This is a genomic window from Mesorhizobium sp. M0848 (assembly GCF_040319805.1).
In the GTDB taxonomy this organism is placed as follows: Bacteria; Pseudomonadota; Alphaproteobacteria; order Rhizobiales; family Rhizobiaceae; genus Mesorhizobium.
The window spans coordinates 42,813-59,346 of the sequence record NZ_JAMYOM010000027.1 but is presented as its reverse complement, the minus strand read 5'-3'; the positions used below and the strand labels follow the sequence as shown (position 1 = coordinate 59,346).

The following is a 16,534-nucleotide window of genomic DNA, read 5'->3' as shown; positions in this document are numbered from 1 at the left end:
CCGGGCCGCGGCAGGGCCATCATGGCTGCCCGCGCCGTCACGGGACCTGGCCTTGGCAGAGGGCCGCTGGATCGCGATCGCTCACCTCGGCGTAGCCGACCAACCTGAAGCGGGCATTGATATCGATCGCCGGCGAGAGCGTGGCGTTGCCGGCGGCGTCGGGCGTCAGGGTGACGGAGCCTTCCGGACGGTCGTTGATGAAGAAATCCAACCGCTTCAAGCCGCTCGTCGTCACTGTCAGCGCGCGCCTGCCGGTGTTGCCGGCCTGCGGAGCACCGATTTCGATCCGGATGCTGCGCGGTCCGCTCTCCGCGAGCAGCTCCGCCGCACGCTTGAACAGCTCGATGTCGCCGAGCATCAGATCCGCACGGGACGGGAACTGGACCTTGTCGGGCACGACGCCGAAGTCCTCAAGAAGGGCCCCGGCGCGCGGACCGACACGCAGGCATTGCCGGATCGCCACCCGCATCCCGGCCTGGTTGGGCAGCGGCTTGAGACCCCAGCCGGCCGGCAGCGCCTGGGTGAGCAGCGAGTGCGGCCAAACGTTGGCGCCCCCCGCTCCGGTCGCATTGGCGACGCCGAGTACCTTGCCGACCTGATGGTCCTGAAAGCCTGCCGCGAACATGTCGGTGGCCGAATAGCAGTTGCCGTCGACGACCAGCACGACCGGACCATAGTATTGCTGGCCGATGGCGTTGCAGCTGTCCAGCGACGTCAGAGGGAAGGCGCGCGAATAGGTGGCCCCGGTTTCCACCGCCTCCTCCAGGGACGGTCGCCACAAGTTCAGAGGTATCGACGACGTAGCCGGATTATTGCGGGCGAGATCGAGCGTCCCCGCAGAAGAAACGAATTGCATCCGCTCGGGTTCGATCGACCGCGCGGTCAGCGTCTGCAAGAGCCGCTCCGCCGCCCAGATATTGCCGCCACCATTGCCACGGACGTCCATGATCAAGCCGTTGTCCGGAATCTGCCGGAGCAGCCGAACGAATTCCTCGACGAACCCATCCGCATCCGAGGAATTGAAGGTGCGGACATGGATGTGCCCGAACCGTTTGCCGTCAATGCCGAGCGTCCTCGCCCGAAACGCCGTCGCCCACGTCACCTTGACCTTGATCTCCTCGCTGTCGAGTGTGTCCTCTACCGAGCCAGCAGAACTGCTCCCTCGGATGCCGTCGGCCTCGTCACCCATGGCGGCCGCCTGGAGATTCTTGAGCGAGGCAGAATCGAAGATGAGCTGGCGAGCCTCACGCACCGAATCGGCCGCTGTGTCGAGCCCGAGAACCGCCGAGAACGCTTCTATGCGCACGGGTTGCGCTGCGGCCGCAGCAACCTGAGGCGGCGAATCGGCCGCCAAGGGCGCCCCGGCGCCCGGCAAGCCGTAGAGCATGTCGAGCGACCGCTGCGTGCTGTGGCGGCCCAAGTCGAGCGATGACCGCGCCGCAGCTGCGACCGCCATGTTCGCGGGTACCATGGCTGGGGCAACGGGCGCCGACGACGTGAGTTCGGCCGGCGCCGAGGTCGACGGTGCGAAGCGTACGAACCAGTCCTGCCGCATCTTGCGTCGCGCGCTGCTGTCCTGCGGATCGGCGTCGCGCGGCACGAACTCCAGGTCGACGAAATCCGCGTCAGGAGGAAGCGCCGTGTTCATCGGGCGAATAGTCAGCGCGCTGACGCCCCGCGTATGGCGCGCAGCCTCGTTGCCACCGGCCGTCTGGTCGGCATTCGCGCGCACCGCACGGCCGATCGCCATGCCGTTCCAGTACAGCAGCTCGGCGCCGGGCGCGAAGTCGGAGGATTCGAAACCGTAGCCCGGCACCACACGGGTGACGAGATACCGGTCGCGGTCATTCTCCCGGAACCAGGCGACCTCGAAAGGCAAGTAGGCGATGAAGTCGCGGTAGGGTCGCGGCAGCTGATAGCTGGTGTGCAGATCGCGCACCGAATTGAATATCTGCGTGAGCGCATTATGGAAGGCGAGTTCGTCGCGCTCGGCAGAGGGGATATTGCCCTCCGTCTGCAGACGGCGCTGCAGCACCCGTAGCCGTTGAATTGGCCGCACCGCGTGCACCGCCTCCTTCAATGTCCGATGGACATAGAAATTATCCAGCATCTGGATTGCCTGGCTTACGATCAGGATGCGGTCGTCCTGGGTGAGCGTGCCTTCGACACTTTCGCGGAAGAGCCTGAGTGTCTTATCACCGGCGGGCGGCTGACCCAGCTCCGGCATGGCCGCCGGCGCATTTGCCACGGCTTCGTCCGTCTCGTTCCAGGAAAGCGGCCCGCCGGTGTCGCGCGGCAGCGACATCTGACCGACACGCCGGCGTACCCCTTCCAGCCTCGTGGTCGGCGGTGGCTCCGGCGCCGGTTCACCCTGCGGCGTCAGCAATGCCGTAGCGGGCGTCGACTCGCTGCGGCGCCGCAATGCCTCGGCAATCGCCGCCTCCGCGTTGAGGAACATCCCGATCGGCTTGCCGGGGTCCTCGACGAGCGAAGCGCCGGTGCCGACAAGGATGTCGCGCGCATCGTCATGCGTGAGAGCGGGGTTGACCGACAGCATCAAGGCCACGGTGCCGGCCACCTTCGGCGTAGCGCCGGAGGTACCGCCGAAGCCATTGCGATAGGCACTATCGCTCTCGTTCGCGCAGGTCAGATCATGGCTGGAATCGCCTGGCGCCGACATCGAGACGCGACTGCCGAAATTGCTGAACCATGCACGTTTGTTCAGCACCGGATCGTAGGCGGTGGCGCCGACCAGGATCGAGCCGGTGGGATCGAACGGATCGCCGGCATCGGTGCGGTCGGCGGCACGGTTGCCGTTCCCCGCAGCCACGCAGACAACACAACCGTCGGCAATCGCCGCCCGGATCGCGCGGGCGACGCTTGGCACTTGTTCGTAGTTACCGCCCTGCCCGGTCTGGACCTCGAGGATAATGACCTTGCGGCGGGCATCCGGCTGGCGCCGCACAAAGTCGATCGCCTCGGCCCACGGCTCCTGGAATATGGGTATGCCTGTCCCGCTGTCGCCCTGGATGCCCCAAAGGCTCGCCTCCGGCGCATAGCCGGCCATGCCGACGCCATTGGCGCGCGCGGCTGCTATGCCCATCACCGCCGTGCCGTGGCCTGCGCTGGCACCGTGGATGACGTTGGCGCTGCCGTCTACGGCATTGTAGGTCTGTTCGAATCCGCTCCCGAAATCCTGGTGTGATGTGCGGAAACCCCAGTCGATATCCGCAACAACCACGCCTGCGCCGCGCGTGTACCGCCAGGCCTGCGGAACGCGTGTACGGTGCAGGTACCACTGCGATTCCAGACCGGTCGCACCATCAACGATGAGCAAGCCGCTGCCTATGAGCGGGTCCGCTGGCGCTGGGGCGTTAAACGCCAGCATGGGCGGCATTGCCTTCGGCACAACGACAGCACGCGCGACATCCGGAACGCGGCTAAGCGCTGCCGTCACCGCCGCTGCCGATGTGTCAGCCGGAAACCGCAGGCGCACGAAATTCGACAACGGGGACAGCCGCTCCAGCGCGCTTACCTGCTCCTGCGACGCCTCGCCCAGCACAGCAGCCTGCCTGACGGACGCCAGTCGCGCCTCGTCGGCTTGGTTCTGCTCGGGGGTGAATACCTGGTGTGCGTCGATCACCTGGAACTGACGCAACACCTCGGCGAGCGCGGTATCGGCCCGCGCGCCAGCGGTGCTGCCGGACGCGAAGGCAGAGGCGTCCGCGGCGAGCACGGCACCGATCGACGACGCGTTGGTCGTCAGTTCCACCTCCACCAGAAGGCTTTCGGGCGGTGGCGCCGCAGCCTCGGCGGTACCGCCGATGGCGCCCGAGCCTTGCGGGATGAACGGCGCACCGGCCGGATTGTCGTCCAGCACAGCAGATGGCGGCTGTTTGGGCGGCCGTGGACCCGGTGACCCTGTCGTAGCCGATTTGCTGGTTTTTCGAACCATGGTGTTGCTCTCAATCTTGCGACCGGCGAGTGGATCAGCCCATCTTCAGTTCGGCCTTGTCGGCGGGGTCGATGCCACCGTCCTAGCCGTGCAGCAGCGAGACTTCGCTCGAATGTTAGGAGCCCTGCTCCGACGGCAATGTGAAAATTGCCACCCTCCGGTCAGTGACTCCGCGGCCCGCCTGTGCGCAGGGAGGACCAATGTGACAATCGCCACCTCGTGGAACGCCGATGCGGCACATAGTCCCTCAAGATTGGACCTGCCGTTCGAAAGGCGTACTTTGCTCGACGACCCCGTAGACAGCTGGCTCCAGACGGCCGCGCCCATCGAAAGCGCATGGACCCCGGACATCTGCTTCGCCAGTCAGCGACACGGGTGGGCCATCAACGCCAGCGGCCAGATCGTCGCGACGGTCGATGGCGGCCTGAACTGGTTTGAGCAGGCGCTGTTGCCGACAGCCTATCTTTCCTGCGTCGGCTTTGCCGGAACCGTGGTCGGATGGGTCGGCACGCTTACGCCGGAGCAAAGACTGTTTTGCACGCGCGACGGCGGAGCGACCTGGCGCTCGGTCAATAATTTGCCGCCGGAACCGCAGCGTATCACCTGCCTGAGCGTCGTCGACGAAAGCACGGTCGTGCTCGCCGGGGGCGCATACCCCACAGACAAGGCGGCGATCGTCTGGACGCGGGACGGAGGTGAGAGCTGGGCGACCGTCGACCTCACCCGTCGCGCTTCCGTGATTTCGGACGTCCGCTTCCTCGACGCAAGCCATGGCTGGGTTGTCGGCGGCCGACTGGTTCCGGGCTGCGCCCAAGGAAGCTTAGAACCGGTCGTCCTTGAGACACGGGATTCGTGCACGAGCTGGCACGATGCCGTGGACCTGAGCCTGCCCGCCAAGGGCGCGGCGCGCAAGCTCAGTGTCTCGGCGGACGGACGCATTGCGGTCTCGCTCGGTGGCAGGCACGATGGCATCCTGGTTTCCGACGACGGCGGGCGGACATGGCGTCTGCTGCCGGTCAAAGGGCAGACCAATCTCGACGGCGTCTGCTTCGTCGACAGGAATGTCGGCTGGGTCGGTGGCTGGGGAGACAGCACCTTCACCGGCGGCCACTGCCTGTCGACCACAGACGGCGGCATGAACTGGGCAAGGGCGGACCACGCGGGCCTGCGCATCAGCCGCTTCGCGACCCACCCGAACGGTATCGTCTTCGCGGCGGGCGATACGATCTACAGCCTGAACGACCCTGCTAGTACGCTATCCTCCAAACGGCTGGCGGCACGCAGGGCAGCGCGTGCCTCGCGGGACACCGAGACATCTGCCGCGTTCGCCGCGCGGCTCCATCTGCCCGACCGCTCCCGCGTGACTGTGAGGGCGTGGGCGGTACGCGGTCGTCTCGTGTGGAAAGTCGACCCAATGGAGGCGCCGTTTGGCAACCCCGCCAGCCTCCACTGGGATATGAACGACGGCGACGGCCGACCGGTATCGCCGGGGCCGTATCTGATTCGCATCGTCGTCGACAACGTCGCGCAGAGCCGCATCGTCTTCAAGGCCGGGTAGGCCATGCGGAAGCGGATCGACGTGGCAATTTTCACATTCGCCCTGTGGCACGGGGGCTAACGTGACGGCGCGGCATGCAGGCTGATCGCACGAACGGAGAACCACCATGGCCAAGGTCTTGCGGCAGATACGCATCCTCCCACCTATGGCGATCGCACGGTTCGGATCGTCGTCGACGCCCATGGACAACTATGCCCTTGAGCTGCCGCGTGACGCGGCGGGCGCGGAGACGTCGGACTATCGCGTCGTCGTGCCCGCCGAGACGCTTTCGGTGGATGAGGCAACCGGCGAGATTGCCGCGGCGGCGACGCCGGCAAGCGTGTTTTTCCGCGACGGTCAGGGGCGCATCAAGCCGGTTTCGCCGTTCCTTGAAGTCTGGGCGGAGTTCGAGGGCAGTGACGATCTGGTGCCGCTGACCCTGCAGGATCTCGCCGACCTCGGCGGCTCGCCGGCGTCGATCTCATGGCGTGTCAGGGCGGCCAATCGGAAGGTATCCCGTCGCACCGGTATCGACGGCGACAAGGTCGAGGCGGACAGCGGAAACTTCTCCGACCACACGCGGCACACGCTGGTCGGCCACTCGGCGAACTTCAAGCCTGGCAAGACCATCGCCCTAGGCGATGTCCGCTTCATCAAGCCGACGACGGCATTCCCCGAGATTCGGCTGCGTTTCACGCCTGGCAAGGGACTGGTCTTCGGGCCGCGTGCCGGCGATCCGTTGATCAACGACGACGTCTACTTCGGTGCCACGTCTGAGGATCCGGAGCCGCCGCAGTCGGGTAGGTGGGACCGCTATTACATGAACGAACCGGGTTCGCCGGTCTCGACTGCGCCGGCCGACATTTTCCAGGGATCGACGATCGGCGTCCGCGGGACTTCGAAGCTCAGCCACGGCTATTTCGACGATTCCTGCGACGGTATCGCCGAGGTGACGCTGACGCTCGGCGGCCAGACCTTCAGCGGCTATGCCCGATTCGCGTCGGCCGTTCCGGATTTCGCACCCGACACCTTGCCGGTGCGCTCCATCGCCGACGAGATCGAGCAGATGGCATTCGGTCCCAGCGTCGCCGCGCCAGCTGACGCAGCCGGGCAGGCGACGCTGCTCGCCGACGTGCAAGACATCCTGCGCCGAGGGCTCGACACGATGCGCCAGATCAACACGGTGGTGCACAATGGCGACAGCCCGGTCGCAGACAATCCGCTCTTCGGAAACAACATGCCGGGCCAGGAGGCGGACACCTACAACCGGCTCTTGGAACCTATCTTCAAACCAGCACAGCAGGCCAGCTACAGTTTCGCCCTGCGCGCGCACAAGCGGGTCGTCGACCGCGCGCTCCGCAGTCCGGACCATGCCGGCGCATTCCCAAATGGCATGGCCTTCGTGCGTTTGCCGGAAGAGGCCGCGGACCTCACCGATGCCGGCCGCCGCAAGATGCCGGCAATGATGCGCGGCAACGAAGGCCTCGAACTGGTGCTTACAAGGCGCATGATAGCCAAGCTCGCGCATGCCGACCCCAATGCAGTGGCAGCGGTAGCGGGGGTGGCCCCGCCCGCGGCCGCGGCCCCGCCGCAGCCCCTCGACTTCGCCAATGCCACGCGCCCAATCCTCAGCCGCGTTCGCCGCAACAACGAAACCTGACAGGGAGATGCGGGATGGCTACCATCAAGGCTAGAAACGTGACGGCGGAGATACAGTTCCGTGGCCGGGGCAATCCTCCCGCGTCGCATCCCGAGGATGCGGTCGGCAATTTTTTTCCTGGCCTGGAGTTCAATTTCCAAAACGTCTGGAAGCGATTCTTCGTCGGGCTGGAGGTGCTTGAGCACAACGCCCAGGTGATCGCCGTCGATGAGGCGGCGGTGGCGGCGAGCGGCGGCGACATTGTCTCGCAGGGCCCGGATGCCACTCGGCTTGGGGCGGTGGCGGGCGGCCTTTTCCTTGCGATCGACGGCCGGCAGACCTTCATGCAGATGAAAGGGCCGCTGCAGGATCAGAACCTCCCCAGACCGTTCATCCTGTTCGAATGGAGCAACCTGCTGGCCGATATCCATGCCCAGAAGGGAGGAACGGCGCAGACGGTCGAATGCTTCTTCCAGTCGGCTGGCCAAGCGATCGCGGTTGGGCCGTTCCGCCTGAAGGTCAATCGGCTGCTCGATGCGGATTCTGCACTGATCAAGCGCGAGACAAGCCTGCCGGGCGAGATCACCGAAAGCCTCTGTTCGCCATGGCAAACCGACTATATCGGCTGCGCCTGCTACTACTGGGCCGCCAATAGGCCCGACTATGTCAACATCACCGACGCCGATACGGCGAGCACCACTGGGCACAACTGGCTGAACGTCGCCCGCGTGAACGCCGACGGCAAGCCGCTCTATACGCTGCTGGATGAGAACCTCCTGACCCACAAGGACGTGATGCAGAGCTGGGAGGATAAGTTCCAGTTCGTTTTCAAGAGCAAGGATTCGCCCGATGGATCGGCTTCCTGAGATGCGGACCGAAGCCAACACGAAGGCCCTCACCGCACCGGCGCCGCGCTGGTCGAAGGCCGGCCTGACCTTCCATGCCGACGGCCAGCCTCACCTGTTCCTCGCCAACGGGTCGCGTCTCTACGGCATCGACGACACCTTGCTGGGCTCCTTCACCGCCCGCGCGAACGACGACGACGCGCTGTCGGACTGGCTCGCTGAGCATCGGCTCGACGCAGAGCGGTTTATCGACGACACGCCGATCGATCCGTTTCCGGTGCATGCGATATCGTTGGCGGTCGCACAGAAATGCAATCTGGGCTGCACCTATTGCTACGCCCAGGAAGGCGAATTCGGCGGCCGGCCGAAGAACATGCCCCTCGACATCGCCAAGGCCTCGATCGACGCGCTCATCGGCGGTGTAACGGCCGGCGAACGAGTCAACATCGCCTTCCTCGGCGGCGAGCCGCTGGTCAACCGCGATGTGCTGCGCGCGGCGGCGGAGCATGCCGAGGTCGCGGCGGACGAGAAGGGCGTCCAGGTTAACTTCTCGATCACCACCAACGGCACGCTGATTCGCCCGGACGACGCCGAGTTCTTCGAGCGGCACGGCTTCGCGGTGACGATCAGCCTCGACGGCGTCGGCCAGGTCCACGACACACAGCGCTCCTACAAGGGCGGCCGCGGCTCCTTCGATGAGATCATCCGGCGCGTCACCCCGCTGCTGGAGAGGCAACACCGCATGCAGGTATCCGCCAGAGTAACCGTTACGCCGGGCAATCTCGACCTGCCGCGCACTCTGGAGGACTTCATCGATCGTGGCTTCTTCAGCGTCGGCTTCTCCCCAATGCTGAGTTCGCCGACGCGTCGCGGCGAAATGGATACGCCAGCGCTCGAAATCATGCTCGAGCAGATGATTGCCTGCGGCCGTGCGTTCGAGGATGCGGTAATCGAAGGACGTCGGTACCCCTTCCTCAACGTCGTCAACGCCATGCGGGAAATCCATCGCGGAACGCACCGGCCCTATGGCTGCGGCGCCGGCGGGGGCTATCTAGGCGTATCCGCCGAGGGCGCCTACTTCGCCTGCCACCGCTTCGTTGATGACGGCGCCGGTGCGATGGGTACGGTCGCCTTGGGACCGGACGAGACCCGCCGGCGCGCCTGGCTGTCCGATCGCCATGTGCATCGCCAGCAACCTTGCTCGGACTGCGGCGCTCGCTATTTGTGTGGCGGAGGCTGCCATCACGAGGTGATCCATCGCGGGCGTCCGGCTTGCGATTTCATCCGCGGCTGGCTTGCCTATTGCCTGGCCGCCTATGTCAGGCTTAGCGCACGCCGTCCCGACTTTTTCGGCGCCGCGCCCATCGGGCCGACCTGAGCCCGGCCGGCGATGGCGGCGCGGCAACGCTTCGACTGCATCGTCATCGGCGGTGGCGTCAGCGGTGCGGTGGCTGCCCGCCGTTTGGCCGAGTTCGGACTCGACGTCTGCCTGCTCCACCAGAGGGAGACGCGCGAACAGCGCATGGTGGAGTCCGTTGCAAAGGGCTCGTTGGTCGTGCTTGAGCGGCTTGGGATCGCCGACTGCATCACCGATGCGCGTGTTTCGCAATCTGCCGGGACGTCTGTCCGCTGGGCGGGTGAAGCCACCGAGACCGCCGCCTCCGAAGCCACCAGCGTCATCGTCCGCCGTACCGCCGTGCGGACGGCGCTGCTGCACAAGGCCGTTCAGTGCGGTGTCGTCGTCACCACCGCTGCATCCATCCACGAACTACACCGGCACGGGACAGGCTGGCTGGCCGAGGCAGAGACGCCCGAAGGCCAGGTAAGAATCGAGGCAAGGCTGGCGATCTTCGCCGCTGGCCGGCACGGGCCGAGATGCGGCCGGCGGCGACGCCTCGGCCCGGTCACGCTTGCCGTGACCGGCCAGTTCAACCTGCCCGAAGCAGCGGCACGGAGTTGCGTCGAGGCGACCGCTCATGCCTGGTTCTGGGCGGCGCCGCTCGTCGGCGGCATTCAGGTCACCGCCTTCGCCGCACCCGATCATCTAGCGCTCGCAGGCGAGGCCACGGTGGAGGACGGATTTCGCCGGCTGGTCGCAGGGTCGTCGCTGCTCGGCCATCTGGCCGGAGCACCGCTCGCCGATCCGGTCACAGTCTGCGATGCATCGCCGACTATCGTTGAGCCTTGCGTCGACGACCATTTCATTGCGGTGGGAGATGCGGCCTTCACGATCGACCCCTTGTCGTCGCAGGGCATGACCAAGGCGATCGTTTCGGCCGAGCAAGGGGCTATCGCGTTGAACACCATGCTGCGGCAGTCTGGCAGACGCGGTGCGGCCAAGGCGTTTCATCTCGACCGCACGCTGGAAGCCCTCGACTGGGACCGGCGCGCTTCGGCCGCGCACTACGCGCGCCAGGCAGCCGTCACGCCGACGCCATTTTGGCTCGCCCGCGCTGAAGGCAAGGCGCAGGCACGGCATCGCCAGGCGGATGGCCCGCTGCTTCCGGACGCAGCGCTCGTTTTCGACGCAGCGGCAAGCCTTGCGCCGGAACCGATAATCCGCGGACAGATGATCGACGAGGAGACGGCCTTGAGTCATCCTCGGCTCGCGAGGCCGATCGCCTTCGTCGGCAACGTGCCGATCCGCTTGTTGCTCGCGAACCTGCCTCGCACCATGACGGCGGCGGAACTGGTCCAGCACTGGTCGCCAGCCATCGGCGAGCAGGCGGCGATACGACTTTTGAAGCAGCTCTGGGATAATGCGGTGCTCGTCCCGGCCAGGATGGGCACTCGCGCGGGCTAGGGTCGCTTCTCGTCTTGGCACCAACTTGCTGGCGAAGCACAGGCTGACCTGCCCCAGATGGCGCCGAAATCGCATCAAGGTGGCATTTCCCACAGTCGCACTGACCGGAAGGCGGCAAACTCACCGAGAAGTTCTCGATGGCGTGCCCGGCTTGGGCAGAGAGTGAGTGAGATGCCTCTGACATGGCGGCCGACGAAACTAACTGCCGCGGGTCGCACGGACGACATCTGGTTCGTCGACAGCTCGGTCGGGTGGGCCGTCAATGCCGAGGGCAACATCCTCAAGACCATCGACGGCGGGGAGAGTTGGGTGCGGCAGGCGCACTTTGCTGAGAACTACCTGCGCTGCATGGCATTCTCCGATTCGAGCACGGGGTGGGTCGGAACTCTGGAGCCCACTCCGCGCCTGATCGCATCGCGCGATGGCGGACAAAGCTGGGCGCCGGTGGGAAACCTGCCGGCGACATCTCCTGGCCGCATCTGCGGCCTCTGCTCTCCTGCGCCGGGCGTCGTCTTCGCGGCTGGCACCAACTATCCGAACGAGCCGACAGGTGTATTGCGCACGCGAGACGGCGGCGCTACCTGGGATTCCCTCCAGGTCCCGGGCGCGACGTTGCTGGTCGATATCTTTTTCGACTCACCCGAGCGCGGATGGGTGGTCGGCGGGGTGGACGATGTTGGCCATCCCGGGCGCCCTCCCAAGCGAGCGGATGTGGTGCCCGGGATATTCTTCACCGAGGACGGCGGCGATACATGGGTCAATGTCGTCGCAAGGAATGCCAGGAACGGCGAGTTGCCGCGCGGCGAATGGGGCTGGAAGTTCCAAAAACTCAACGCGCGCACGCTTTTGGTCTCCTGCGAGAACTTCCTCGACGGCGCGATCCTGCGCAGCGATGACCACGGGGCGACCTGGCGCCGACTGCGCATCAACGATCGCCAGCGCAACTCCAACCTCGAGGGCATCGGCTTCCTCAATGAGAATCTTGGCTGGGTCGGCGGCTGGGGCGATCTCGATTTCACAGGTGGCTTCACCAGCATGACCGAGGACGGCGGACGCAACTGGATCGACGCCAACGAAGCCGGCTTCCGGCTGAATCGCTTCCGCTTCATCGGCTCACCGCCGGTGGTCGCCTATGCGTCCGGCGACACCGTCTACAAGCTCTCCGACGAGCCACTCCCCCCTGCCACAAGCATCGCCGGCCTGCGCAAGGCAGAGCCTGCCGACGAGGACTCGGTACAGTTCGCCGCGGATATCCCGCAAGGCGCCGGGACGTTCCATGTCCGTATTTGGGAGCGGTTCGGCCGGCGGGTGCGCTTGCTCGTCGACGAGACAGATCCCCGGCCGGGCGCGCGCTCGATCCGATGGGACTTCACCGACGATGACGGCAGGGACCTCGGTGCCGGCGCCTTCATCGTCCGCCTGACAGCGGATGACATTTCCACGAGCATGGTTGTGCACCGCAAACCATCAACGAAAGCCAAGGGAACAAACGCATGAGCACCAGCAAGATCTACGCCGTCGACGAGATCGAAACCACCTTGCTCAAGAGCAATCCGCCCTCGCTACTGATCGGCTGCCTCGGGCGCGTGACCACCAGCGGCTGGAGTGATGGCGAGCTGTCGCAATATATCTATCTGACGCCGCCGGCCGACGGCATCCAGGAGTTCGACTTCACCGCCAGACGACCGCTCGCCGGTTCAACCGTCCTGCCGGTGCTGCGTCCGATCCGCGCCGAGGCCGTGCTCGATGGTATCGACCTCGCCAACTACTGGGGGCCGGGACTGCCGCTGCGCGGTGTGCGCGTGTTCGCCGTCTCCAACTCCAAGACCGCCAGCTTCGACGCAACGTCCAAGATGCACAACCTCGCCACCGGACAGGGCGTCGCCGCGGCGCCGAGCCGGACAATCGACGCCATGCCGGCACCGAGTTTTGAAACGGACATAAAGCCGCTCTTCCGGGCAAAGGACATCAACGCGATGAAAGCGATCGCGAGATGGCGCCTGGACGTCTACCAGGACGTTACGGCCAACATCGAAGCGATCGGCGGCGAGATTCGCGCTGGATCGATGCCGTGCGACGGGGCTTGGCCTCAGTCCGACATCGACCTGTTCGACAAATGGATCGCTGGCGGCATGCGGCCCTAGAGTAGCGGTAGGCCCGTTCCCTCCGCGATAGAACGCGTCAGCTGGTCAGCGGCGTCGACCCGAGGGCGGCAATGCCTGTCGCGAACGACCGATAGCCGAAGGTCGCCAACACATCGCTCATGTCGTCGAAAGTGGTGCCGCTGCCGCGGCGAACGGCGGCTAAATGCTCGCAGCGCCGAACGACAGTATCCGTCCAAACCATCGGCTCATGGGCAGTGTAGCGCTTGAGCGCGGCCGCGAAGCGCAGCGCTTCGGTCGTGTCATCGTTGTTGAGACAGGCATCGATGGCGTCGCGATAGAACCAGAGGTGGTTCGAGCCGATGCAGCCGGAAGCAAGCAGCGCTTCGCCCTTGGCAAGGATCACCTTCCGGCGCGTCGTGTCGGGTTCGTTGAGCGCCGCCTCCCCTAGCACGCGCGCGCCGTTGTAAGACGTGCCGACTTCTTCGCTGATCGCCAAGGCGGAGGCTATGACCGATCGAGCCTGGACGGGCTCGCCCGAAAGCCGATGCGCCTTGGCGAGATAGGTGAGGTTGAGCGGCTCGAAGCGGCGCGCGTTGAGTTCGCGGGCGAGCCCCTGGGCCTGCTCAACATGGTGCCTGACCTGGTCGAGTTGGTCGAGGTCGAACAGGATGACGCTCAGGAATGAGTGGCAGCAGAGCCTAGCGCGGTGGTGGGCAATCTCCTCGGCGCGCTCCAGCGCCGCATGGCCTTCTTGCAGCGCTTCGGCGAGCCGCACGAAATAGTGGGCGGCCGTCGCGACCATGTGATGATTCTCGGCCGCACGGCGGCGCCAGCCGCGGGCGTCCGACATCTCGACGCACTGACGGAACAATTCATGGGCACTGCGCATGCGGCCGCGCGCATATTCGGCATCGCCGAGACCGCTGAGCGCCAGGACCTCGGTCTCGACGGAATTGGCCTTGCGGGCGATCTCTTGCGCCGCCCGCTGCCGGCGGTAGCATTCTTCGATCCTGCCCTGCGGGAAATAGACGCTGCCTTTCAGGTAGTGGACCTGCGCCAGTTCGGCCGCGAAGTCGCCGCGGCTTGCCATCTCTTCAGCACGCTCCAGCGCGGCCAGCGCGTCGTCATAGTGGTCGAGCGCCAGACAGCATTTTGCCAGCACTAGCCGAGCCTTCACCGCCTTGTGATCGTCGGCTCCGTCGAGCATCGCCACTGCTTCGCTGGCGACCGAGGTCGCGCTCGCCGTGAGGCCCGTCGCCAGAAGAACTTGTGCTTTCAGAACGAGCAGGTCGCCCCCGAGCCGTCCGGAGCGACTCCAGAGCAGGCCCCGCTCCACCAGCGCCAGCGCTTCTTCGTGGCGCAGACGATCCAAATGCTGGTCGCCAGCGCGGTAGAAGGCCTCGCCGGCACGCTCGTCGCCCGCCTTTTCGAGGTGTTCCGCTTCCAGCAGAGCGTCCTTGTCGCTGAACCATTCGGCGGCGCGCAGATGTAGGTCGCGCCGTCGTGAAGTCATGATGGAGGCGTAGGCGACCTCGCGAATGAGTGGATGATTGAAGGTCCAAGCGTCGTCGACCATCCGGATCAGTCCACCCTGCACCAGGCTGCGCGGATCGTAGGCGGGCTCACCGAGCAGGAAGGCAAGCGTTTCCGCGGCCGCGCGCGGCCCCGCCACAGCCAGCGCCTGGAGCGCCGCATTGTCGCGGCGCGGCAGGCTGGCCAGCCGCGAGTCGATCGCATCCATGATGGTGGCCGGAATCGCGCGACCCGTCGACGTGTCGTGATGCTGCAGCAACTGGACTAGGAATAGCGGGTTGCCACCGGAGCGCTGGATGCAGCCATCGATCATCGGCCCGTCCACTGCCGGAAACTGCTCCGCTATCTGCCTGCATTCGTCATAAGCCAGCGATCCAAGAGGCAGCACGAGGCCCTTTGGGACGGACCGGCCGGACGCGTCGACCTCCGTCGGGAAGCTGGCAACGCGCGACGTGAGCAGCACCGCGACAGGGTGGGTGGCCGCAATCTCGCCGAGATCGCTGATGAAGGACATCTGGAGATGGTCAGCCTGTTCGGCATTATCAACGATGATGACCAAAGGCGCGCGGCGCGACAGCTTCGCCACGAGATCCAGCGCGACCGCCTGCTTGCCCAGTTTACGCGCCTGCTCATCCAACAGCGAATGCTGCCCCATGAGTTGGATCGGAACGGACGCGTTGAGCAGATCGTAGAAGAAGGCCAGGTTCTTTTTCTCCAGCCAGCCTTGACGCTGCAGCTCGGCAACCAGGATCTCGACCCTCGCGGTCTTCAGCCCGTTCGCCCTAACCAGCTCCAGGACGAACGATCCGGCGACGGAGAGCGATGCCGAACGTGCCTCGAAATCGTCGAACTCCACGCGGATCGGCCGCCAGTTCGCGCCGTTGGCTAATTCCTCGGCGAGCCGCGTCTTGCCAATGCCGGCCTCGCCGACGATCCTGACGACGCAGCCGCGTCCAGCCGACAGCACGGCCGTCAGCATGCTGCGCAGTTGCAGGAGCTCGACCAGCCGGCCGACAAAGCCGATGCGGTTAGCCCCCGGCCGACTGCATTCGCCGATCGCCTGCCATATCGGCACCGCCCCGTCCGGGCCAGCGTCGATCCTGATGGCGTCGAACCACTCGGCTACGGCATTGAACACGTCCGTGGTCATGTAGACGCCGGCGTCGCCCGAGCGCTCGGCCAGCCAGAGTGAATTCGCCACCAGTGGCCCGTAGATGCCCTTTTCGCTAGAGCCCGGCTCGCCTTCGACGAGTGCGAGGCCACAGTCGATGCCGACGCGCCAGCCGACCAAGGGCGACAGCCCTTCGGCCGGATCGCCAGCGGCGCGGCTGAAATCCAGCGCGGCAGCGACCGACGCCAAGATCGCGCTTTCCTGCGTCGGCTCGATGCCGAAGGCGGTGATGTATCTGTCGCCGGCGCGCCCGACGATCGTCCCGCCCTTGGCGGCGACACTTCTGCGCAGCACCCTGTCGAACGCGATCGCCGCGCGGCGGGTGTCCTCGGCATCGAGTCCGCCAGAGCCCGCCTGCATCGACATCTTGAACGTGGCGACCGCGAGGAAACGCTTTGCTTCGGATTCGGCCGGGGCGGCGTCCTGCGCCGTCGTCTTAAGGCGGTAGACCCCGACAGGCCGGCTCATGTTCTTGAGATTCTTTTCACCCAGATAGGCGAAGCGGCGCTGCCACGGCTCCCCGAGCGTCGAGTAGACGGCTTCCGAGATGCACACGCCCCCCGGTTCGGCCAACCGTTGGATGCGCTCGGCAATGTTGACGCCGTCGCCATAGACATTGTTGTGGTCGAAGATCGTATCGCCCAGATTGACGCCGATCCTGAACTCCAGGCTGCCTGCGGCGGAGGCCCTCGATGCGGCGAGGGCCGTCTGCACCTCCTCGGCCGCCATAACCGCGCCCGCCACCGTCGAGAACTCGGCAAGGACTGCGTCACCCGGATGATAGATGACTGCTCCGCCGTGACGTCCGAATGTACTGGCGAAAAGCTCGAAGCTCGCGAACAATGCGAGATGCGCTGCGAGTTCGTCGGCGGCGGTCACCGCAGAATAGCCCACCGCATCGGCATAGAGAAGCACGGCGAGCTTGCGGAGCGGCCGCTCTCGAGCT

The 16,534-nt window shown here is 65.7% G+C and carries 9 protein-coding genes; 7 read left to right on the top strand and 2 right to left on the bottom strand.

Annotated elements, in window-relative coordinates:
* Positions 1–37: 37 nt before the first annotated feature.
* On the bottom strand, positions 38–3,880 hold the full coding sequence (locus NKH95_RS26850; RefSeq protein WP_352893768.1) for a S8 family serine peptidase: 3,843 nt from the start codon (positions 3,878–3,880) through the stop codon (positions 38–40).
* A gap of 277 nt (positions 3,881–4,157) precedes the next feature.
* On the opposite strand from NKH95_RS26850, the gene NKH95_RS26845 reads away from it, so the two are divergent.
* The 7 genes from NKH95_RS26845 to NKH95_RS26815 all read left to right on the top strand — a co-directional run bounded on the left by NKH95_RS26845 (position 4,158) and on the right by NKH95_RS26815 (position 12,923).
* On the top strand, positions 4,158–5,513 hold the full coding sequence (locus tag NKH95_RS26845; protein WP_352893766.1) for a WD40/YVTN/BNR-like repeat-containing protein: 1,356 nt from the start codon (positions 4,158–4,160) through the stop codon (positions 5,511–5,513).
* A gap of 106 nt (positions 5,514–5,619) precedes the next feature.
* A complete protein-coding gene (locus NKH95_RS26840; RefSeq protein ID WP_352893765.1) occupies positions 5,620–7,152 on the top strand; it encodes a hypothetical protein in 1,533 nt (510 codons plus the stop codon).
* A gap of 14 nt (positions 7,153–7,166) precedes the next feature.
* Positions 7,167–7,997 carry a hypothetical protein gene (locus NKH95_RS26835; protein ID WP_352893763.1) on the top strand — a complete coding sequence of 277 codons (831 nt, stop codon included), beginning with the start codon at positions 7,167–7,169 and terminating at the stop codon, positions 7,995–7,997.
* Entirely contained in the window at positions 7,981–9,354 is a 1,374-nt protein-coding gene (locus NKH95_RS26830) for a radical SAM/SPASM domain-containing protein (protein ID WP_352893761.1), read from the top strand. Before NKH95_RS26835 ends, NKH95_RS26830 begins: the two co-directional genes overlap by 17 nt.
* Before the next feature lie 12 nt (positions 9,355–9,366).
* A complete protein-coding gene (gene qhpG, locus NKH95_RS26825; RefSeq protein WP_352893759.1) occupies positions 9,367–10,779 on the top strand; it encodes a flavin-dependent monooxygenase QhpG in 1,413 nt (470 codons plus the stop codon).
* Between the two features lie 171 nt (positions 10,780–10,950).
* Positions 10,951–12,276 (top strand): YCF48-related protein, encoded by a 1,326-nt coding sequence (locus tag NKH95_RS26820; RefSeq protein ID WP_352893758.1) that lies wholly within the window; start codon positions 10,951–10,953, stop codon positions 12,274–12,276.
* Positions 12,273–12,923: a hypothetical protein gene (locus tag NKH95_RS26815; RefSeq protein WP_352893756.1), complete on the top strand. Its 651-nt coding sequence runs from the start codon at positions 12,273–12,275 to the stop codon at positions 12,921–12,923. The genes NKH95_RS26820 and NKH95_RS26815 overlap by 4 nt, the downstream gene beginning before the upstream one ends.
* A gap of 37 nt (positions 12,924–12,960) precedes the next feature.
* Here NKH95_RS26815 and NKH95_RS26810 read toward each other — a convergent pair whose 3' ends face one another.
* Positions 12,961–16,503, bottom strand: coding sequence for a tetratricopeptide repeat protein (locus tag NKH95_RS26810; protein WP_352893755.1), 3,543 nt, complete (start codon positions 16,501–16,503; stop codon positions 12,961–12,963).
* Between the last annotated feature and the right edge of the window lie 31 nt (positions 16,504–16,534).